This window comes from Amycolatopsis sp. NPDC043889 (assembly GCF_056435645.1).
Map to the genome: position 1 here is coordinate 50,424 of NZ_JBWKEC010000017.1, position 18,506 is coordinate 68,929.

Below are 18,506 nucleotides of genomic sequence, written 5' to 3' on the forward strand. Positions count from 1 at the left end.
CACCGTCCGAAGAGGACTCGTGTCACGGGTTGATGGCCAGCACCAGGAACGCGGCCAGCAGGACCAGGTGCACCCCGCCCTGCAACCGCGTCGCGCGACCGGGGACGACGGTGAGCACGCTGACCGCGATCGTCAGCGCCAGCAGCACGATGTGCGTGGCGCCGAGGCCCAGCAGCAACGGCCCGTCCAGCCAGATCGACGCCAGTGCGATGGTCGGGATGGTGAGCCCGATGCTCGCGATCGCCGAACCGTAGGCGAGGTTCAGGCTGGTCTGCATCCGGTCGCGCCGCGCGGCCCGGGTCGCGGCCAGGGTCTCCGGCAGCAGCACCAGCATGGCGATCACGACGCCGACGAACGACTGCGGGAACCCCGCGGCGCGGACTCCCGCTTCGATCGCGGGCGATTCGACCTTCGCCAGGCCGACTACGGCGACCAGCGCGACCAGCAGCAGCCCCAGACTGGTCAGGGCGGCCTTGTTGGTCGGCGGTTCGGCGTGTTCTTCCTCCTTGACGGAGCCCTCACTGTCGACCGGCAGGAAGAAGTCGCGGTGGCGCACGGTCTGCGTGAGCACGAAAAGTCCGTAGAGCAGCAGTGAGGCGACGGCGGCGAAGGTGAGCTGTGTGCCGTTGAAGGCCGGGCCGGGGGTGCTCGTGGTGAACGTCGGCAGCACGAGGCTGACCGAAGCGAGTGTCGCCACGGTGGCGAGCGCGCCGCCGCTGCCTTCGGGGTTGAAGTGTGTCTCGCCGTAGCGGCGGGCGCCGACCATGAGCGAGATGCCCGCGATGCCGTTCATCGTGATCATCACCGCGGCGAACACGGTGTCGCGGGCGAGTGTCCCGGCCTCGGGGCCGCCGGAGGACATCATCGTCACGATCAGCGCGACCTCGATGACCGTGACCGCGATCGCCAGCACCAGCGAGCCGAAGGGTTCCCCGACGCGATGCGCGACCACCTCGGCGTGGTGCACCGCGGCCAGCACGGTACCGCCGAGCGCGAGCGCGACGATGGCCACGGGCACCGGGCCCAGGTCACGGCCCCAGCTCAGCGCCAGCACGACTATGGCGAGGACCGGCATGACGGTGGTCCAGGACACGGGAAATCGTCTGCGCGAAGCGGCCATGCCGTCACCTTCGCACACTCTGCGTGACGTCGCCCCTCCCTGGGGGTCGCGAGGCGAATGCCAGGCGAGTGTGGCTTGGTCTTACTTCCCTGGCCGCAACTGCCTCTCGAAGGGGCAAGACCATCACGAAGGGCGACCGTCGGGAATCGTGACCGTGATCCGCTCGTCCGCGGCGACGATCCGCTGAAGGCGGAACCGGCAGAGGGCGTAGAACATCTCGCCCAGAGCTTCGGGGTCGATGCGGCCTTCGAGGTCGCGCTTGCTCGCGTTGAGCACCCGGCTGATCACGGCCGCGGGTACGCGGCCACCGAACTCGCCCATCAGCCAGACACCGATTTCGCCGATCTCTTCCGTGATCGTGCGCTGCGCGGTCATCAGCCGTACCTCTCTGCGTCGGAGTGTCACGACACTCCGACGGGTGACGGAAACACCCATGACGGGATACTCGCGAGATTGCTCTGCTCGGCCTAACCGCCCGGCGTCGGTTGCACCGAACCGTGCAGCGGGCCGGGGCGATCTCCGGGAGAACCCCGATGTGATCGACATCCGGGTGTGCCAGCCTCGTTGATGACCATTGTGGACAGTCAGGGAGGAGGGCACACGCGTAGTGGCCCCAGCAAGTGATGAAGAGACCGCGCGATGGATAGCGGAGTTGACGGACCTCTGTGAGCTTTACCGGTCCGCGGAGATCGCGGGATCGGCGGAGGCGGTGTCACACGCGGGGTGGCACACCGGGGCCCGGATCGGGACGAGCACCGCGGACGGGCGGATGCTGGCCTACCACGATTCGGGTGTCGAGGCGGAGTGCGTCTTCCGGGAGGGAGAGCGCACGCTGTTCAACATCATGAGCACCGGATACGGGCGCGACACCGGCGAGCGCGGGTTCGCGGTGTGGAGCAGGCGACCGGGCGTGCTCGGCGCGATCGACACCGGGGTCACCCGGCTGGAGGTGGCCGACGCGGACGGCGACATCGTCCAGGCGGCGATCGTGGCGCACACCTTCGCCGTGGACGTGGACCTGGGTCCGGTGCCCCGGACGATCGACGAAGTGTTCGCCCCGTGGGAGCCGCCGGAGCTGACGGTCCGGGTGTACGGCGAGGGTGACGCACTGCGGTACGAAGGTCCTCTGCTGACCACGTGAAAGTCGGTGAAGGCCCCCTTCCCACAAGGTGAAGGGGGCCTTCACGTACTTGTGAGGTCAGCCGTTCGGAGTCGTGATCACCGCGAACGTGGATCCCTGACTGGCGATCCGCTCGCTGAGATCGGTGGTGATCGTCTCGATCGGCGCGTAGTTGTTCAGCTCACCGGCCTGGCAGGGGCCCGACCGGGACTGCTGGTTGCCGACCAGGATGCCGAGTGCCGCGTGGTCGGCCTGGCTGAACAGCGGTCCGCCGCTGTCGCCCGGACGCGCGCAGAGGTCGGTGTTGATGCCGACGTCCGTGGAGAGGACGCGACCGCACCGGGTCCCGACGAGGTAGCCGGCGCCCGCGCCGCTGTCGACGGAATCGGGGTAGTTCACCGCGCTCGACGCCGTTCCGGAGGCGCAGACGACATACCCGGCCTTGATGTCGGCGAGCTTGCGGGCACTGGTGATGTACTCGTCGACCGAGGTGGCCTGCGCGCCGCACGGGGTGTCACCGTTGCTGTCCATACCGCCGTTGCGGCAATACTTCAGTACGCGGTTGCGGCCGGTCTGGCCTTCGAGCCACTGCGTCGACGCCGCGTCGTTGACGTACGGCAGGGCCGCGTAGTCGTACGGGTACGAGCTCTTCTCGATGCCGTGCTGCTGCAGCACGTCGTTGCCGTTGTGCTGCGTCGGCGTGTTGTTGGTCTTGGTCCGCATGCAGTGGCCCGCGGTGAGCACCCAGCCCTTGCCGGGGAACCCGCCACCGGTGGACCGCAGGTTGAAGCCGCTGGTGCAACCGCCCCAGGTACCGTTGTCCCGCTTCATGTCCAGCCGGAGGCCTCCGCGCATCGGGCCGTAGTTCGTGCAGTAGAGCGGGTGACAGAAACCCAGATCCACGTTCGCCGTGGACAGCGCGTTCGGGTTCTTCAGCACGCGGGAGACGACCATGCCGGATTCCGCCGCCGCGGCCTGGTGCGCGGCGTTCGTCTCGGCGGCCGCGGCGCGCACGGCCGCCTTCTCCTGCGCCACCCAACCGCGTTCCCAAAGCACGACACGGTTTTCGGACTCGCTCACCGAAGGCAGGTAGACCGCTTCCGGACCGGCGCCGACCTTGGCGGCGACGCGATACTTCGCCGCCGTGAGCTGCTGCAACGAGTGCTGGACCTGTTGCGTGCGAACAGCGGAGCGGGCGGGCATCGCCTTCAGATACGGCTCGGCCGCCGAGGGCTTGGTCATCGCCACGACCAGCTGCCCCTTGTCCTGGTCGAGCCACATGCCGCCGTACTCGGCACCGCGGTCGCGGCGCAGCAGTTCGTCCAGTTTGAGGCTGTCGGTCTGCAGTTCCAGACGCCGCAACGCCTCCTGCTCGCTCACTCCGTAGTTCTCGACCAGATAGCGCATCGACTCCCGCACCGAAGCGGGGTCGAGCGAGGTGTGGAACGACTGCACGGTGTCGGCCGACGCCGGGCTGCCCAGTGCCATGGCCGCCGCCAGCACCGAAACGGCCAGGGCCCCCAGTCTTCTAGCTCTCCGCACGAGATCTCCTCACATGTCGGGACTTCGCGATCATTCAACCGGAAGTCGCCGCACAGGCGGGGAGATTTTCCGACATTGCCGGGCGCCCCGTGTCCGCGAGGTGACGGGCACGGGGCGCGATGCGGTTACAGACTCGGCTCTCGCCGCTGTTTTCCTTGGCGGGACTTGACGATCCATACGCAGAAGAGGGTCAGGAGACCGACAGTGGTCCCTGCCGACAGCCCGATTTGCGGAGTGCTGATCCTGACGACGCCGACGACGATTCCGCCGCCGATCGTCAGCAGGAGGCACATCCGCAGCGTCGGGGCCCAGCCGGCGAGGACCGCCATCGCCAGGCAGAGCCAACTGTCGCGCGTCTGCTCTTTGCGGTGGCGTCCCGGTGTCCTCAGGAGCGGCCGCGCCGTGCGGATCATCTCCGCGGACGTCGCGACACGCCGAGCCGGCTCGGCGTTGTCGATGACGACTTTGACCCGTTGGGGCGGCTCATTGTCTGGTGTCTTCGTGTTGTCAGGCTGTAAGGTCACGACCGTCCTGTCCTTGTTCTAGCGAGCGGGCGAATGGACATTCGCGTGGCCTCCTGTGACAGCAGGGGGCCACGCGTGCGTTACCGGTTCTTGACCGGTGCGGCTGAAGACATCTTGGCGAAAGCAGACTGTGACCGTTCAGTAGTACAGCGTGTGTCGCGCTGAACGGTATGCACGCGTCGCTCAACGGTCCGGGTGACTTCGAAAACTACTAAAAGTAGTGGGTGGCGCCGAATGGATCAGTGCCGCCGAGAGATCTCCGCGGCCCGGCAACTTGCCTTCCCGGTGTCGAGTCAGGTCATCGCCAGATGTGCCGTGGTAGCGAAGTCCCCCAGGTGAAGCCCGATGTTGGCGCTGTCGTGCACGCTGTTTTCGCATTGTGCGAAATGCTGATCGCAACTGCCGAGTTAAGTCGAACTTCGCCCAGGTCCAACGAGATCCGAGCAGCGTGCTCACGGTGTGTTCACCCGATCAGGCGGGTGTTCACCCGTAGTCGCCTCGCTCGGCTTACCAACAGCGAGTGACTGCTCTGAACGGGTGGTCGCACTCCGAACACTCTCGCCGGTTGCCGGCTCAGCCGAGCAGGAGGAGCGCGTAGTAGGCAAGGAAGTGTTCGACCATGTAAGCACCGCCCGTGGTTTGTGCGAGTGAAGCGTGGGTATGGGCGTGCGTGGCTTCGAGGATGGCGGGGATCCGGTCGTCATTGCCCGGGATGGCGTCCGCGATGCGGTGCCAGCACCACGCCCGATGCAGGTTGAGACCGTGGAGATGGGCGAGTTGTCCGTCGGAGGTGTCCGTGACGGTCACCGGGGTGAAGAGAGTCGCGGGTCTACGCTCCGCGATGCCAGGAAGGAAACGTCCCAGCCAATCGGTGAATTCGGCCGCGGGCATCAGGCGGGACATGAGCTCGGCTTCGGCGAGCGCGGGGGACAGGAAATCGGCCCCGGACGGCTCCCAGGAGCCAGGGTAATCGCGGTCGGATCCGAACCAGCGCCATGCGGTCTCGGTGATGAGGCCGCGCAACCGCGGGTCGCCGTGGTCGGCGAGGTATCCCGCGTACGGCAGGGCGCGGGACAATCCGAACGCACCGTTGTCATGCACCCCGTACCGGATCGGGTACGTGGCCTGGGGAAGCCAGTCGAGGTAGCGGTTCACGAAGACGGCGCTCAACTCATGCAGCCCCGCTGACCAGCACGCGGCGTCCGGGTCATCCCAGGTGGCGGTTTCGAAGGTGAGTTCCAGCAGTGCCGACCAGCCGTACGGGCGTTGGGTGTTGCGCTGCTCCTCGGGGGCGAAGAAAGCGACCTCGCCCGCGAGCGCCTCGACGGTCAGGTGCTCGCCGAGAAGCCCGCGGATCTCCTCGGCGGGCACGAGTTCGGCGTGACGGCGCAGCAGACGCACGAGTACCCAGAACATCTCCACGCAGGAATGCCAATCGAAACTGCCGTAGAAGCACGGGTGCGAGAGCCGAGGGGAGAGGATGGGCACACCTTCGTCGTGCCAGTGACTCTCGTGGTGCGGATACTCGCGCAAGACGTTCGTCAGCGCCGTCCTGGCCAGCGCGCCGGCATTCGACTTCAGCAGCCGGTCGCGTTCGAAATCCCATTCGGTCATCGCACCGCCCTCCGTTACGCACGAGGTTACGATGCCGGAGTGGACGAACGACCGATCACCACGGCGCAGCGCAACTTCCGGCGGGTCGCCGAAGAGTTGGAAAGCATGGGGACCCAGGATCGTTTCACCTACATCTTCCGTTCCCGGCTGTGGAGTTCCTCTTCGGTCTCCGGGCCTGGTTCGGAGTCGGTCCAGACGCGGGAATTGAGCGACAGGTTGCCTGCTCTTCTCGCTCGTTTCGGGGTACGCACCCTGCTTGACCTGCCGTGCGGCGACTACGGCTGGCTCAGTGAGGTGGGCCTTGATCTCGACAGGTACATCGGCGCCGACATCGTTCCCGATCTGATCGAGATGAACGCCGAACGGTTCCGGGGCGACCCGGTCCACGAGTTCCGGGTGCTCGATCTGACCGGCGATCCGCTGCCGTCGGCTGATCTCGTGCTGTGCCGGGATTGCTTGGTTCATCTGAGTTTCGCCGATATCGGGCGGGCCTTGCGCAACCTGCGGCGGAGCGGTTCCCGGTATCTGCTGACCACGACGTTCACCGAACTGCGGACCAACACCGACATCGTGACCGGCGACTGGCGGCCGCTGAACCTGTGCCGGGAGCCGTTCGGGTTCCCGGAGCCGCTGACCGTGCTGGTCGAGGGGTGCACCGAGGAGGATGGCGCCTACGCCGACAAGTCCTTGGGCCTGTGGGAGATCTCCGCGATCGTGGACTGATCGCGGCGGCTTCACCGAAGCGGGGAGTCGGTGCCGTGTTCCTCCTTCGGGCGCGGGCCGTGGATACGCCGCTCGGTCTCGGAGATGGCGACGTCGTTGATGCTCGCCTCGCGACGGCTCATGAGACCGTGCTCGTCGAACTCCCACAGTTCGTTGCCGTAGCTGCGCCACGATCGACCGGCCCGGTCGTGCCATTCGTACTGGAACCGGACGGCGATCCGATTCCCGGTGAACGCCCAGAGGTTCTTGCGCAGCGCGTAGTCGAGTTCCCGCTCCCACTTCCCGGTCAGGAACGCGACGATCTCCTCGCGGCCGCGGACGAAGGTCTCCCGGTTCCGCCACACCGAGTCGGGTGTGTACGCCGACGCCACCTTGCGAGGATCCCGGGTGTTCCAGGCGTCCTCTGCCGCTTGGACTTTCCGCAATGCCGTCTCGCGGGTGAACGGCGGGTAGGGCGGGCGATCTTCGGTCATGTCGAGCCTCCTAGGTTGAGAACGTGCGTTCTCCACGTCTGGCGCCTACGATAGGGAACGCACGTTCTCAACGTCAAGGGAGACCCGATGCCGGCCGCCGTCACCGATGAGCAGAACCGCGTCGATCGCGAAGCCCTGCTCGATGCCGCTGAGAAACTTTTCTACGAAAACGGCATCCAGACAGTCGGCATGGACCAGGTGCGCGCGGCGTCCGGCCTCTCGCTCAAGCGGATCTACCGGTTCTTCGAAGCCAAGGAAGACCTCGTGGTGGCGATGCTCAAACGCCGTGATCAGCGCTGGCGTGGCAGCCTGGCCGCACATGTGGACCGGGTCGCGGATCCCCGCGAGCGGGTGCTCTCGATCTTCGACTGGCTCGCGGGGTGGTTCGCCGAACCGGGTTTCCGCGGCTGTGCCTGGATCAACGCGCACGGCGAACTAGGCGCGTCGTCCGAGGCGGTACTGGCCGAGGTGCGGGCGCACAAACAGGCGTTCCGCGAACAGATCGACACCTGGGTGCGGGCAACGGGTCTGCCGGTGACCGAACCGGTCTACCTGCTCGCCGAAGGAGCCATCGTGACGGCGGGAATCAGCGGGGACCCGGCGCCTGCCCGTCAGGCGCGCGAGGTGGTCGCGGCGTTGCTCGGAAGTCAGACCGCGCGGGCGATCGCGATCGAGCCGTCCAGGCGTGCCCCGGCCTCGTAGAACATGTACTCCTTGCCGTTCATGGTCCCGGACGACGGAGCCGCGCAGCGCCCGTTGTCCGGTGCTCCCGACATCGGGGCGTGGAAGACACCGAGGTGTTTGCGCTTGCTGAAGTCGTTGTAGATCACGTACGTCAACGTGCCGCGCTGGGCGATGGTCGGGGCGGATAAGCGAGGTCTGCGAGAACGTCCAATTCCGCCCGTCGGCGGACCGGCCCCAGCCGATCGAGCGATGGTTGCTCCTGTCGTTGATCATGAAGACCATGACGTACTTCGCACCGCGTGACGGGCTGATGGCGTCCTGCAACCAGGTGTTCAGCCTCTCCGACCCCACGAGCACACAGACCGTGCGGGCGTCGCAGTAGGCCGGGGTGCGCCCCGAACGCGCGATGGTCTCGACGCTGCCGTACACCTGGTGCTGTACCTGTGATCACGACGTCCGACGGGCTACGGCTCGACAGCGTCCGGCACGACGGCGGCCCGGAGACGGTCGTGCTCGTCCACGGCATCACCGCGGCGGGATTCTCGGTGCTGAGGGTTCCTTCCGCGGGCACGGCCGTAGTGACGGGCGGCCGAGGGACATGACCGTCGCGGGCGAACTCCTGGAACTGCGCGCCGCGGTGGACGAGCCCGTTTCGGTGGTGGCGTCGAGCTTCGGTGCCGTGAGCACGGCACTGTCGCTGGCGTCGCTGCCTGTGCGGAGGGTCGCGCTCTGGCAGCCGCTGCTCGACCTGCGGCGGACCTTCCTGGAGCCGGAGCTGCCCAGGGGGATCGCGTTGTACTCGGATCGTTCTTCGTTGGCTGATAACGGGTTTCTGGACATCGAAGGCCGGTTCGAGCTGGGCGCGCCGCTGTTCGAGGAGTTCGCTCAACTCGACCCGCGGGTCGCCTTCCTGGCGTCCAGGCCGCCCGCGCTCGTCGTCCATGGCTCGGGGGACGAGCACGTCTCTCACGACATCGCGCGGGAAACGGCCCTCGCGCGGCCCGAGACCGAGTGGCACTCTCTTGCCGGCGCGGGACACGGCTTCGGGGACTCGGCGGAAGAGGCCCTGGAGGTCACCGTGCGGTGGCTTTCGCGAGTCAAAGCCAGCTGAGCGCACCGTCGCTGAGGACGGGATGCCGTTCTCCAAGGCCGTGGACGTAGTTGTCGAGTCGCTCGGCGATCTCGTCGAGGATCTCGGTCACGCTCGCCCAGTCGGACCAGTAGATCCCCTCGCTGGCGTACCACTCCATGAGGCAACCATGGTGCTCGCCGGGCCGGAGATCGACGCACAGCAGACCTCCGTCGATGGCCCGGCCGATGGGGACGATCGCGGTGCAGAACGGGAATCCGGCCTGGCCCGCCTCCTTGCGGTGGGTGCCTTCCGGAGTGCAGCAGTCAGGGGCGGGATACCGCGACTGCCGGGTGTACTCCTCCTCGGCTCGCGCCACCGACAGAGGCTGGTAGCCCTTCGGGATCAGGTTTCCGGTTCCGCGAACACGTTCGTCGTCGACGCCGTCCATGAGGGCCCACCAGGCGAGCAGTTCGGGCGGGAGTTCGAGGCCGACGCGATTCCGCAGGCGCGCGACGTGCGCGGCCGGTGCCGGGGGCCGGATTTCCCGCGCGGTGGCGGGTGCGTGTTCGGACAACAAGGCCATGATGCGCCGCCACGTCGCTTCCACCGGTGCACCCTAGCGAGAATCGGCGGCCTCGGGCACGCGATCAGGTGACTGAAATGCGGGTCGGCAGGCCCCAGGCCTCCGCCACGCGTTCCGGGGTCAGCACTGACGCCGGAACACCTTCGCCGACGAGGCGGCCGTCCTGGAGCAGCAGGCAGTGATCGGCCCGGCCCGCCACATCGAGGTCGTGGGTGACGCGCAGGACCGTCGTGCCTTCGGCGAGTGTGGCGCGCAGGGCTTCGTCGATCAGGCCGCGGGCGTGCAGGTCGAGCCCGGCCGATGGTTCGTCGAGCAGCAGCAATCCGGCTTGCTGAGCCATCCCCTGCGCCACCAGCGCCCGTTGGCGTTGCCCACCGGAGAGCGTGCCGATCAACCGGTCCGCGATCGACGTGATCTCCAGTAACTCCAGGCATTCCCCGACGATCTCCCGGTCCGTCTTCGACAGCCGCCGCCAGTGTCCGCGGTGCGCCCAGCGCCCCATCGTCACGGTGGCGCGGACGGTGATCGGCAACGACCGCGACACCTCGCTCTGCTGGGTCACGTAGGCGACCCTCCCCGGGTCTCGCCGGGTCACCGTGCCGGTGGTCGGCGGGAGCACGCCCGCGACGAGGTTCAGCAGCGACGACTTCCCCGCGCCGTTCGCGCCGGCGATCGCGGTGAGCCGCGCCGACGGCACCTGGGCGGTGATCCCGCGCAGCACCTCGCGGGAGCCGTAGTGCGCGTGCGCGCGGTCGATCGTGAGTGCCGCTGTGTCCGGGGTCATCACACCTCTTTCAGATAATGACAATCATTACCACTATAGTGTGACGGGTGGAGTGGTTGCTGATCCCCTTCGAGGTGTCGTTCGTGCAGCGCGCGCTGGTGGCGGGAGCGCTCGTTTCGGCGGTGTGCGCCGTCGTGGGCACCTGGGTGGTGTTGCGCGGCATGGCCTTCATCGGCGACGCGATGTCGCACGGCATGTTGCCCGGCGTGGCGATCGCCTCGCTGACCGGCGTGAACCTGCTGATCGGCGCTGCGATCAGCGCCGGGGTGATGGCGCTCGGCGTGACCGCGCTCGGCCGTTCGCGGCGGCTGTCCGAGGACACCACGATCGGGCTGCTCTTCGTCGGCATGCTCGCGAGCGGCGTGATCATCGTGTCCCACTCACGGTCGTTCGCGGTCGATCTCACCGGCTTCCTGTTCGGCGACGTGCTCGCCGTCGGATCGGGCGACCTGGTGGGCCTCGCGATCACCCTTCTCGTCGTGGGGGTGGTGGCACTGGTGGGACATCGTTCGTTCACCGCGCTCACCTTCGACGTCCGCAAGGCGCACACACTGGGGCTTCGTCCACGTTTGGCGAACGCGGTGCTCCTCGGGCTGGTCACGTTGACGATCGTCGCGTCGTTCCGCGTCGTGGGGACGTTGCTGGTGTTCGGCCTGCTCATCGCCCCCGCCGCGGCGGCGCTCTTCTGGTCGCGGCGGATCACCACGATCATGCTCATCGCGGCGTTGCTCGGTATCGCCGCCACGGTCGGCGGCCTGCTCGTGTCCTGGCATTGGGGCACCGCGGCGGGCGCGACCATCGCCGCCAGCGCGGTCCTCCTGTTCTTCCTTTCCGCGTTCCTGTCCTTCGTACGACAGCGATTCCGTTCCTTGACACCGGAGATCGAGAGCTCACGATGAAACTGAAAGCAGCGACGGCGGTCGTCGCGGCGCTGACCCTGGCGGCGTGCGGCTCGGAGCAGCCGAAGGAGGTGACCGCGGAAGTCCCGCACGGCTACGTCGAAGGCGCCGAGGAGGCGGCCGAGGCGCAGTCACGGCTGATCGTCGCCGACACGGACACCGGCGCCGTTCGGGTCGTCGACCTGATCACCGAGGAGGTGCACGAGGTCGGCCGAGTCGACGGAGTGCGAGCCGTGACGGGTGACGGCCGCTTCGGTTACCTGACCGCTCGTGACGGCACGATCCGGGTGATCGACAGCGGCTCGTGGATGGTCGACCACGGTGACCACGTCCACTACTACCGGGCGAAGGTCCGAGATGTCGGCGTGGCGCCCGGCAAACAGCCCTTGGCGGCCTACAGCGATCCCGCCGTCGCCGCACTGTCCTATTCGGACGGTACGACGACCTTGCTGGATCGAGCCGCGCTCGACAAGGGCTCTGTGACCGAACTGGGGAAGATCACGCGCGAGCCGCACGCGGGTGCCGCGATCCCTTACCGCGAGCACATCATCGCCACGGTGGCGGACGCCGGAAAGCCGCTCGCCCGCGGAGTGCGCGTCCACGACCGTCAGGGCAAAGCCGTGGCCGAGATCGACCAGCCGTGCCCCGAGCTGCAGGGCCAGGCCGTGACCAGGCGCGGAGTCGTCTTCGGCTGCGCGGACGGCGCCTTGCTGGTGACCGAAAAGGACGGCGCGTTCGCCGGGGTCAAGATCCCGTTCCCGCGCAGCGTCACCGCGCGGGAACGTGCCACCGCCTTCTTCCACCGGCCCGGTGGCTCCACGCTCGCGGCGCGGGCGGGGGCGTCCGCGGTGTGGTCACTGGACGTCGGCCGACGCAGCTGGCAGTACGTCGAGACCGGCCCGGTCGCCGCGGTGAACGCCGTCGGCGAGGGCGGACCGCTGCTGGTCCTCGCCCGGGACGGAAAGCTGCGCTCCTTCGACGGCTCCGGAAAGGAACAGACGGCCGTCCCGCTCCTGACGCCCGAAGCGACCGCCGCCGAGGTTCCGTCGATCCAGGTCGATTCGACCCGCGCCTACGTCAACAACCCGCTCTCGGCCGAGGTGTACGAAATCGACTACAACGACAACCTCCGACGCGCCAGGACGCTGAAGGTCGGCGGCAAGGCGGGGCACATCGTGGAGACCGGCCGATGAGGCGCCGCGTACTCGCCCTGTGCATGGTGGCGCTGCTGGCGGCGGCAGGCTGCTCCGGGACCGGCGGGGGCGGCAAGTCGGTCGTCGTCACGACGAACATCCTCGGCGACATCACTCGCGCCGTCGTCGGCGATCAGGCCGAGGTGACGGTGCTGATGAAGCCGAACGCCGACCCGCATTCCTTCGGCATCTCCGCACAGCAGGCGGCCCAGGTCGAGCGTGCCGGTCTGATCGTCTACAACGGACTCGGGCTCGAAGAGGGGATCCTGCGCACTGTCCACACGGCCGAGGAAAGCGGCGTACCGGCGTTGCCCGCCGGGGAGCGGGTGAACCCGATCAATTACGCCGACAGCAAACCCGATCCCCACTTCTGGACGGATCCGGCACGGGTGCGCGACGCGGTCAAGACGATCGCCGACGAGGTCGTCGCCCATGTCGACGGGGTCGACGAAGCGGTGATCCGCGCCAACGCCGAACGCTATCGCGGGGAGATCGAGGCGCTCGACAAGGCGATGACCGAGAAGTTCGGCGGGATTCCTCCGGAGCGCCGGAAGCTGGTCACGAACCACCATGTGTTCGGCTATCTGGCACAGCGGTTCGGCTTCCAGGTCGTCGGTGCCGTGATCCCCGGCGGTACCACACTCGCTTCACCGAGCTCTTCGGATCTGAAGGCACTCGCCGACACCGTTCGCGCGGCGGGAGTGCCGGTGATCTTCGCCGATTCCTCGCAACCGGACCGGCTCGCGCGGGTCTTGGCCGAGCAGGCAGGGCTGCACGTCCAGGTGGCCCCGTTGTTCTCGGAATCGCTCAGTGAACCAGGCCAGGGCGCGGCCACCTATCTCGAAATGATGCGCGCCAACACCGAATCGATCACCACCGGTTTGACCCGTTCCTGATCGGAACAGACGAAAGGCACAGGAAAATGGCACGGAAAGCCCGATATCTCGCGCTGATGGCGACGACGGCGAGCACCCTCGCGCTCGCCGCCTGCGGGACCGAACAGCCGGCGGCGGAGCCCGCGAAGGACGCGGCTCCGGCACCCGTCGTCGCCGATCCGGTGGCTGTCACCTATGACGGCGGAATCGTCCTGCTCGACGGGAAGACCTTGAAGGAGGCGAAGAACCTCCCACTGGAAGGCTTCAACCGGCTCAACCCCGCCGGGAACGACCGACACCTCCTGGTCTCGACCTCCACCGGATTCCGGGTCCTCGACGCCGTCGGTGCCGTGCTCACGGACAACGAGGTCAAGGCGGCGAAACCGGGACACGTCGTCCGGCACGCCGGCAAGACGGTGCTGTTCGCCGACGGGACCGGTGAAGTGACCGTCTTCGACCCGAAGACGATCGGCACCGCGGCGCTCCCCGCGCCGAAGCACAAGACGCCCGAGGCGCATCACGGTGTGGCCGTCGAACTCGCGAACGGCGAACTGCTCACCACCGTCGGCGACAAGGACAAACGGTCCGGGATCGTGGTGCTGGACAAGGACAAGAAGGAGATCGCGCGCAACGAGCAGTGCCCCGGCGTGCACGGTGAAGCCGCCGCGCGCGGCGAGGCGGTGGTGGTCGGCTGCCAAACCGGTGCGCTGATCTACCGCAACGGCGTCATCACCAAGGTGACCAGCCCGGACCCGTACGGGCGCATCGGCAACCAGGCGGGCTCGGACGTCTCCCCGATCACCTTGGGCGACTACAAGGTCGACGAAGCGGCCGAGCTCGAACGCCCGACCCGGATCTCCCTGATCGACACCGAGAAGGCCACGCTCAAGCACGTCGACATCGGGACCAGCTACACCTTCCGGTCGCTGGCTCGCGGACCGCAGGGTGAGGCCCTGGTGCTGGGCACCGACGGTCAGATCCACGTGATCGACCCGGTGAGCGGTGCGGTGACGCGGAAGATCGCCGTCCTCGGTACCTGGCAGGAACCGATCGAGTGGCAGCAGCCGCGCCCGGCGATCTTCGTCCGGGGCGGAACCGCCTACGTCACCGATCCCGGCAAGAAGGAGATCCACTCCGTGGACCTCGCGTCCGGCACGAAGACCGCGACCGGGACGATTCCGGGAACGCCGAACGAGGTCAGCGGCGTGCTCGCCCACTGACCCACTCGTGAGTGGTAAAGACGGTTCCAACCGTCCTTACCACTCACGACCTATGCTCGACCACGCCGCCGCTGTGACCGCTGAGGCTGGTGGTGTTGCTGGGAGAGCGGGCGGCGATCACGTAGTCCGTGAAGGCCTCCTTCCCTACCTTCAGGGTAGGCAAGGAGGCCTTCACGGACCGCCACATTCAGCAGAGGAGGCGCTGCCGTTCAGCGCCGGATCAGACCGAGGTCGGTCGCGGTGGCGACGGCGGCGGTACGCGAATCGACGCCGAGTTTGGTGTAGCTGCGGGCCAGATGGGATTTCACCGTGCCCTCGGTCAGGTGGAGCCGATCCGCGATGGCCCGGTTGGACAGGCCGTCGGCGACCAGGACCAGGACTTCGATCTCGCGCAGCGTCAGCGCGGTGGCGGGCATCCGCATCCGGTTCATGAGCCGGTCGGCGACGGTCGGGGCGAGCGTGGTGCGTCCGGCGGCGGCGGTGCGCACGGCGGCGGCAAGATCCTCGGGAGGGGCGTCCTTGAGGAGATAGCCGGTGGCGCCGGCTTCGATGGCGGGCAGCGTGTCGGCGTCGGTGTCGTAGGTCGTGACGATGAGGACGCGGGGTGCGTCCGGCCGCGCCGTGATCGCCGCGGTGGCCTCGGCGCCGGTCATCCCGGAGCCGAACCGCAGGTCCATCAGCACGACGTCGATGTCGCCCTCGGCGGCGCGGGACACCGCTTCCTCAGCGGTCGCGGCTTCGGCCGAGACCACGAGACCCGGCTCGGTTTCCAGGACGGCACGCAGTCCCGCCCGGACGATGGGGTGGTCGTCGGCCAGCAGGAGCCGGATCGGGGGTTCGGTCACGGGCATTCCTTGGGCAGTCGCGCGGACACGGTTGTTCCGTGTCCGCGGGAGGACTCGACGGTGAAGATCCCGTCCAGCGCTTCGGTCCGGGTGCGCATCGCGGTGAGCCCGAAGCCGCTGTGTTCCGGGTCGAAGCCGACGCCGTCGTCGACGACCTCGAGGGTGACGTACTCGCCGCGGTAGCTCAGCGTGACATCGGCGGTGGACGCGTCGGCGTGCCGGACGGTGTTCGCCAGTGCCGCCTGACCGATGCGCAGCAACGCGACTTCGTGCGCGGTCGGCAGCGGAACGGGGTCGCCGGCGAGGTGGAAGCGCGCGGTGGTCCGGTGCCGGGCGCTGGTGGTGGCGCACAGCCGTTCCAGCGCGTCGGCCAGCGTGGTGTCGTCGAGCGCGGGAGGCGACAGGGCGACGACGAACCGGCGGGCTTCGGCGAGGTTGTCCGCGGCGGCTTGACGAGCCTGTTCGACGTAGCGGGCGGCGTTCCCCGCGGTATCGGGCAGTGTCCTTTCCGCCGCGCGCAACAGGAGTTGAATACTCGACAGTCCCTGGGCGAGGGTGTCGTGGATCTCGTGGGCCAGGCGCTCCCGCTCGGCGAGCACTCCCGCCGCGTGCTGGGCTTCTGCGAGGTCTGCGCGGGTGGCGGTGAGCTCCTCGATCAGGTTCCGGCGACGTTCGCTTTCGCGGTACAGCGCCTGGTAACCCCAGACGACGGCGACCGCGACGGCGGCACCGAGTGCCGGGCCGATCGCCGCCGCCGGGGCGAAGGAACCCTGGTGGACGGCGAACGCGATGATCGCCGCCAGCGCGGTCGCGATCACCGCGACCAGGCCTTGACGGCGCGGCAGCAAATGCAACTGCAGGAAGTACAGCGGGAAGGCGACCCAGACTCCGTCGGCGGTCAGCACCAGCAGGACCAGCCACACGAGGCCCACCGCGACCAGCCACCACAGGGCGGCCGGCCGGGACGTCCTGACGCGGGGCAGAAGCGGGCCGGCCGCGTACACCACGGCGCACGTCACCGCCACCGCGACGACCGCTCCCGCTTCGGGTGAGCCGTCCGCCACCGCCCGCGCGGCCGCCAGCGCGAGCAGGGCGACGAGCAGCAGGTGCAGACACCAGGTCAGCAACCGGCTGGTCGGGGTCAAAACGGGCGCGGCGGTCACAGTGCGTCCAGATTACGGAGCGGGATCGGCGAGCGCCTCTATCCAAAGGTAGAGGCGGCGTGCCGTCTTCCGGCGGGCGAAGTGCCATCTCCGGCCGGATGCCGTCACGGTCACCGGCGGCGATCGTGGAGAGGTACCCAGCCCACCCGCCGGAGAGGACAGACCCGAGCCGTGTTCGTCGCCTGGAGAGATCTGAGATTCGCCAAAGGACGGTTCGCCCTGATGGGTGCCGTCGTCGTGCTGATCACCTTGCTGGTCGGCTTGTTGTCCGGGCTCACCGCGGGGCTGGGCGAGCAGAACATCTCCGCGATCACCGGCCTGCCCGCGGACAAGATCGTCTTCGCCGCCCCCGGTGCCGGGCAGAGCCTCTCCTATGCCAATTCCGCTGTCACCGAAACACAGCGGCGGCAGTGGGCCGAGACCCCGGGTGTCACGGCGGCCGAACCGCTGGGCATAGCCACCACCAAGGCCACCGCGGGCGACCGCAGCGCCGGGATCTCCGTTTTCGGTGTGCGGACCGGGTCGGCGCTCGCCCCGGGCGCCGAAAGGATCTCCGGCGACTCGGTGGTGCTGTCGACGTCCGCCGCCGACGAACTTGGCGTCCGCAGTGGGGACACCATCGCCGTGGCCGGACGCCCGTTGACGGTCGCCGCCGTGACGGGAGACGCCTGGTTCAGCCACACACCGGTGATCTGGGCGGGCCTCGACGTCTGGGCGAAGACGGCGCCACCCACCGACGGCGCGCCGAGCGCGACCGTGCTCGCGCTGACCACCACGTCCGACGCCGATCTCGGGGCCACCGACCTCGCCGCAGGCACGACGACGGTCTCGAAGAGCGACTCACTGTCCGCGATCGGCTCCTACACCTCGGAGAACGGTTCGCTGCAACTGATGCGCGGTTTCCTTTTCGCCATCTCCGCCCTCGTGATCGGCGCCTTCTTCACCGTGTGGACCATCCAGCGCAGCGGCGACATCGCCGTCCTCAAGGCGTTGGGGGCGAGTACCGCCTTCCTGCTGAAGGACGCGCTCGGGCAGGCCGTCGTCCTTCTCGTCGGCGGCACCGCCATCGGAACCGGCTTGGCCGTCGGGCTCGGCACGATGGTCGACGGCTCCGCCGTGCCCTTCCTGCTGACTCCGGCCAGCGTGCTCGTGCCGTCCGCCGTGATGATCCTGCTCGGCGCGCTGGGCGCGGCGCTTTCCGTCCGCCGCATCACTTCCGTCGATCCGCTGACCGCACTGGGGAGTGCCCGATGAGCCTGAACCTGACCGGTGTCACCCTCACCTATCCCGACGGTGACACCCGCCTCACCGCACTCGATGACGTCACGTTGGACGTCCCACCGGGCACGCTCACCGCGGTCGCCGGCCCCTCCGGCTCCGGCAAGTCCAGCCTGCTCGCCGTCGCGGCCACCCTCATCACCCCGGACCATGGGACCGTCACGGTCGACGGCACCACGACCACCGGCCTCACCCGCGGCGAACTCACCGGACTTCGCCGGCGCAAGATCGGGATCGTCTTCCAGCAGCCGAATCTGCTGCCCGCCCTCACAGCCGCCGAGCAGCTTCAGGTCATGGCCCGGATCGACGGCCGCTCCCCGGCCGGAGCACGGGCCGTGGCCATGGACCTGCTGGACGCCGTCGGGCTCGCGGCGCAGGCGGGGCGTCGCCCGCACCAGCTCTCCGGTGGCCAACGACAGCGGGTGAACATCGCCCGCGCGTTGATGAACGAACCCACCGTGCTGCTGATCGACGAACCGACGAGCGCCCTCGATCACGAGCGCGGCGCGGCGGTCATCGACCTGATCGCCTGCCTGACGCGCGAGCGGGCCACCGCCACCGTCCTGGTCACGCACGACCGCGTCCATCTCACCGCGGTGGACCGGATCGTCGAAGTGCACGACGGACGGCTCTCCACAAAGGACGGACGCTCGGAACCGCCGTCTTCATTCCGATCCACACGTAAAAGGATCTCGTAATACGCGGCGAGCAGGGTAATTCATTCCGTTTTGTCACGCTGTCGCGCGCCCGGATTTCGAAGCCACTGCGAATACGTCATTCTTCTGCCCTAATTC

22 protein-coding genes are annotated in these 18,506 nt (G+C 68.2%); 11 read left to right on the forward strand and 11 right to left on the reverse strand.

All coding sequences use genetic code 11. The features are described from left to right. Window positions 1-22: 22 nt before the first annotated feature. The gene (locus tag AC0685_RS27360; protein WP_478228145.1) at window positions 23-1,120 is read right to left on the reverse strand and encodes a calcium:cation antiporter; all 1,098 of its coding nucleotides are present in this window, start codon (window positions 1,118-1,120) and stop codon (window positions 23-25) included. 123 nt (window positions 1,121-1,243) lie between these two features. Next, complete coding sequence (locus AC0685_RS27365; RefSeq protein ID WP_478228146.1) at window positions 1,244-1,495, reverse strand: hypothetical protein; 252 nt, start codon at window positions 1,493-1,495, stop codon at window positions 1,244-1,246. A gap of 277 nt (window positions 1,496-1,772) precedes the next feature. Here AC0685_RS27365 and AC0685_RS27370 point away from each other — a divergent pair, with 277 nt between their 5' ends. After that, window positions 1,773-2,261 (forward strand): hypothetical protein, encoded by a 489-nt coding sequence (locus tag AC0685_RS27370; RefSeq protein WP_478228147.1) that lies wholly within the window; start codon window positions 1,773-1,775, stop codon window positions 2,259-2,261. Window positions 2,262-2,318: 57 nt separating this feature from the next. Here the strand turns inward: AC0685_RS27370 and AC0685_RS27375 are convergent, their stop codons facing one another. The 3 genes from AC0685_RS27375 to AC0685_RS27385 form a co-directional block, all read right to left on the reverse strand. Further along, on the reverse strand, window positions 2,319-3,782 hold the full coding sequence (locus tag AC0685_RS27375; RefSeq protein ID WP_478228148.1) for a trypsin-like serine protease: 1,464 nt from the start codon (window positions 3,780-3,782) through the stop codon (window positions 2,319-2,321). Window positions 3,783-3,907: 125 nt separating this feature from the next. Continuing rightward, the gene (locus AC0685_RS27380) at window positions 3,908-4,306 is read right to left on the reverse strand and encodes a hypothetical protein (protein WP_478228149.1); all 399 of its coding nucleotides are present in this window, start codon (window positions 4,304-4,306) and stop codon (window positions 3,908-3,910) included. A gap of 573 nt (window positions 4,307-4,879) precedes the next feature. Continuing rightward, window positions 4,880-5,920, reverse strand: coding sequence for a DUF2891 domain-containing protein (locus AC0685_RS27385; protein ID WP_478228150.1), 1,041 nt, complete (start codon window positions 5,918-5,920; stop codon window positions 4,880-4,882). Window positions 5,921-5,959: 39 nt separating this feature from the next. On the opposite strand from AC0685_RS27385, the gene AC0685_RS27390 reads away from it, so the two are divergent. After that, window positions 5,960-6,643, forward strand: coding sequence for a class I SAM-dependent methyltransferase (locus AC0685_RS27390; protein ID WP_478228151.1), 684 nt, complete (start codon window positions 5,960-5,962; stop codon window positions 6,641-6,643). Window positions 6,644-6,654: 11 nt separating this feature from the next. Here the strand turns inward: AC0685_RS27390 and AC0685_RS27395 are convergent, their stop codons facing one another. Next, a complete protein-coding gene (locus AC0685_RS27395) occupies window positions 6,655-7,116 on the reverse strand; it encodes a nuclear transport factor 2 family protein (protein ID WP_478228152.1) in 462 nt (153 codons plus the stop codon). An 87-nt stretch (window positions 7,117-7,203) separates the two neighbouring features. Here AC0685_RS27395 and AC0685_RS27400 point away from each other — a divergent pair, with 87 nt between their 5' ends. Continuing rightward, window positions 7,204-7,818, forward strand: coding sequence for a TetR/AcrR family transcriptional regulator (locus AC0685_RS27400; RefSeq protein WP_478228153.1), 615 nt, complete (start codon window positions 7,204-7,206; stop codon window positions 7,816-7,818). Here AC0685_RS27400 and AC0685_RS27405 read toward each other — a convergent pair. Beyond that, entirely contained in the window at window positions 7,764-7,946 is a 183-nt protein-coding gene (locus AC0685_RS27405) for a hypothetical protein (protein ID WP_478228154.1), read from the reverse strand. The genes AC0685_RS27400 and AC0685_RS27405 overlap by 55 nt on opposite strands. A gap of 297 nt (window positions 7,947-8,243) precedes the next feature. On the opposite strand from AC0685_RS27405, the gene AC0685_RS27410 reads away from it, so the two are divergent. Both AC0685_RS27410 and AC0685_RS27415 read left to right on the forward strand, forming a co-directional pair. Continuing rightward, window positions 8,244-8,402, forward strand: coding sequence for a hypothetical protein (locus AC0685_RS27410; protein ID WP_478228155.1), 159 nt, complete (start codon window positions 8,244-8,246; stop codon window positions 8,400-8,402). Continuing rightward, complete coding sequence (locus AC0685_RS27415) at window positions 8,399-8,911, forward strand: alpha/beta fold hydrolase (RefSeq protein WP_478228156.1); 513 nt, start codon at window positions 8,399-8,401, stop codon at window positions 8,909-8,911. Before AC0685_RS27410 ends, AC0685_RS27415 begins: the two co-directional genes overlap by 4 nt. On the opposite strand, the gene AC0685_RS27420 is transcribed toward AC0685_RS27415, so the two are convergent. Both AC0685_RS27420 and aztA read right to left on the reverse strand, forming a co-directional pair. Continuing rightward, complete coding sequence (locus AC0685_RS27420; RefSeq protein ID WP_478228157.1) at window positions 8,898-9,479, reverse strand: SMI1/KNR4 family protein; 582 nt, start codon at window positions 9,477-9,479, stop codon at window positions 8,898-8,900. The genes AC0685_RS27415 and AC0685_RS27420 overlap by 14 nt on opposite strands. 40 nt (window positions 9,480-9,519) lie before the next feature. Further along, complete coding sequence (gene aztA, locus AC0685_RS27425; RefSeq protein WP_478228158.1) at window positions 9,520-10,239, reverse strand: zinc ABC transporter ATP-binding protein AztA; 720 nt, start codon at window positions 10,237-10,239, stop codon at window positions 9,520-9,522. Window positions 10,240-10,286: 47 nt separating this feature from the next. Between aztA and aztB the strand changes: the two genes are divergently transcribed. Genes aztB through aztD form a run of 4 tightly spaced genes read left to right on the forward strand, consistent with a single transcriptional unit; the run spans window position 10,287 to window position 14,426 of the window. Then, entirely contained in the window at window positions 10,287-11,138 is an 852-nt protein-coding gene (aztB, locus tag AC0685_RS27430) for a zinc ABC transporter permease AztB (protein WP_478228159.1), read from the forward strand. After that, complete coding sequence (locus AC0685_RS27435) at window positions 11,135-12,331, forward strand: hypothetical protein (RefSeq protein WP_478228160.1); 1,197 nt, start codon at window positions 11,135-11,137, stop codon at window positions 12,329-12,331. The genes aztB and AC0685_RS27435 overlap by 4 nt, the downstream gene beginning before the upstream one ends. Beyond that, window positions 12,328-13,227, forward strand: a complete 900-nt coding sequence (gene aztC, locus AC0685_RS27440) for a zinc ABC transporter substrate-binding protein AztC (protein WP_478228161.1) — start codon at window positions 12,328-12,330, stop codon at window positions 13,225-13,227. Before AC0685_RS27435 ends, aztC begins: the two co-directional genes overlap by 4 nt. 26 nt (window positions 13,228-13,253) lie before the next feature. Next, on the forward strand, window positions 13,254-14,426 hold the full coding sequence (gene aztD, locus AC0685_RS27445) for a zinc metallochaperone AztD (RefSeq protein ID WP_478228162.1): 1,173 nt from the start codon (window positions 13,254-13,256) through the stop codon (window positions 14,424-14,426). Window positions 14,427-14,635: 209 nt separating this feature from the next. Here aztD and AC0685_RS27450 read toward each other — a convergent pair whose 3' ends face one another. Together AC0685_RS27450 and AC0685_RS27455 are read right to left on the reverse strand one after the other, a co-directional pair. Further along, entirely contained in the window at window positions 14,636-15,271 is a 636-nt protein-coding gene (locus AC0685_RS27450) for a response regulator (protein ID WP_478228163.1), read from the reverse strand. After that, window positions 15,268-16,434 carry a sensor histidine kinase gene (locus AC0685_RS27455; protein WP_478228164.1) on the reverse strand — a complete coding sequence of 389 codons (1,167 nt, stop codon included), beginning with the start codon at window positions 16,432-16,434 and terminating at the stop codon, window positions 15,268-15,270. The genes AC0685_RS27450 and AC0685_RS27455 overlap by 4 nt, the downstream gene beginning before the upstream one ends. A gap of 171 nt (window positions 16,435-16,605) precedes the next feature. Between AC0685_RS27455 and AC0685_RS27460 the strand changes: the two genes are divergently transcribed. Both AC0685_RS27460 and AC0685_RS27465 read left to right on the forward strand, forming a co-directional pair. Continuing rightward, window positions 16,606-17,688, forward strand: coding sequence for an ABC transporter permease (locus tag AC0685_RS27460; protein WP_478228165.1), 1,083 nt, complete (start codon window positions 16,606-16,608; stop codon window positions 17,686-17,688). Then, window positions 17,685-18,410, forward strand: a complete 726-nt coding sequence (locus tag AC0685_RS27465; protein ID WP_478228166.1) for an ABC transporter ATP-binding protein — start codon at window positions 17,685-17,687, stop codon at window positions 18,408-18,410. Before AC0685_RS27460 ends, AC0685_RS27465 begins: the two co-directional genes overlap by 4 nt. Window positions 18,411-18,506: the final 96 nt, after the last annotated feature.

Excerpts from the sequence above, each read along its gene's own strand:
- aztA (WP_478228158.1), bottom strand. The coding sequence starts at position 10,239 with ATGACCCCGGACACAGCGGCACTCACGATCGACCGCGCGCACGCGCAC.
- AC0685_RS27400 (WP_478228153.1), top strand. The coding sequence starts at position 7,204 with ATGCCGGCCGCCGTCACCGATGAGCAGAACCGCGTCGATCGCGAAGCC.
- AC0685_RS27415 (WP_478228156.1), top strand. The coding sequence starts at position 8,399 with ATGACCGTCGCGGGCGAACTCCTGGAACTGCGCGCCGCGGTGGACGAG.
- aztC (WP_478228161.1), top strand. The coding sequence starts at position 12,328 with ATGAGGCGCCGCGTACTCGCCCTGTGCATGGTGGCGCTGCTGGCGGCG.
- AC0685_RS27385 (WP_478228150.1), bottom strand. The coding sequence starts at position 5,920 with ATGACCGAATGGGATTTCGAACGCGACCGGCTGCTGAAGTCGAATGCC.
- AC0685_RS27435 (WP_478228160.1), top strand. The coding sequence starts at position 11,135 with ATGAAACTGAAAGCAGCGACGGCGGTCGTCGCGGCGCTGACCCTGGCG.
- AC0685_RS27465 (WP_478228166.1), top strand. The coding sequence starts at position 17,685 with ATGAGCCTGAACCTGACCGGTGTCACCCTCACCTATCCCGACGGTGAC.
- AC0685_RS27360 (WP_478228145.1), bottom strand. The coding sequence starts at position 1,120 with ATGGCCGCTTCGCGCAGACGATTTCCCGTGTCCTGGACCACCGTCATG.
- AC0685_RS27365 (WP_478228146.1), bottom strand. The coding sequence starts at position 1,495 with ATGACCGCGCAGCGCACGATCACGGAAGAGATCGGCGAAATCGGTGTC.
- aztD (WP_478228162.1), top strand. The coding sequence starts at position 13,254 with ATGGCACGGAAAGCCCGATATCTCGCGCTGATGGCGACGACGGCGAGC.
- AC0685_RS27395 (WP_478228152.1), bottom strand. The coding sequence starts at position 7,116 with ATGACCGAAGATCGCCCGCCCTACCCGCCGTTCACCCGCGAGACGGCA.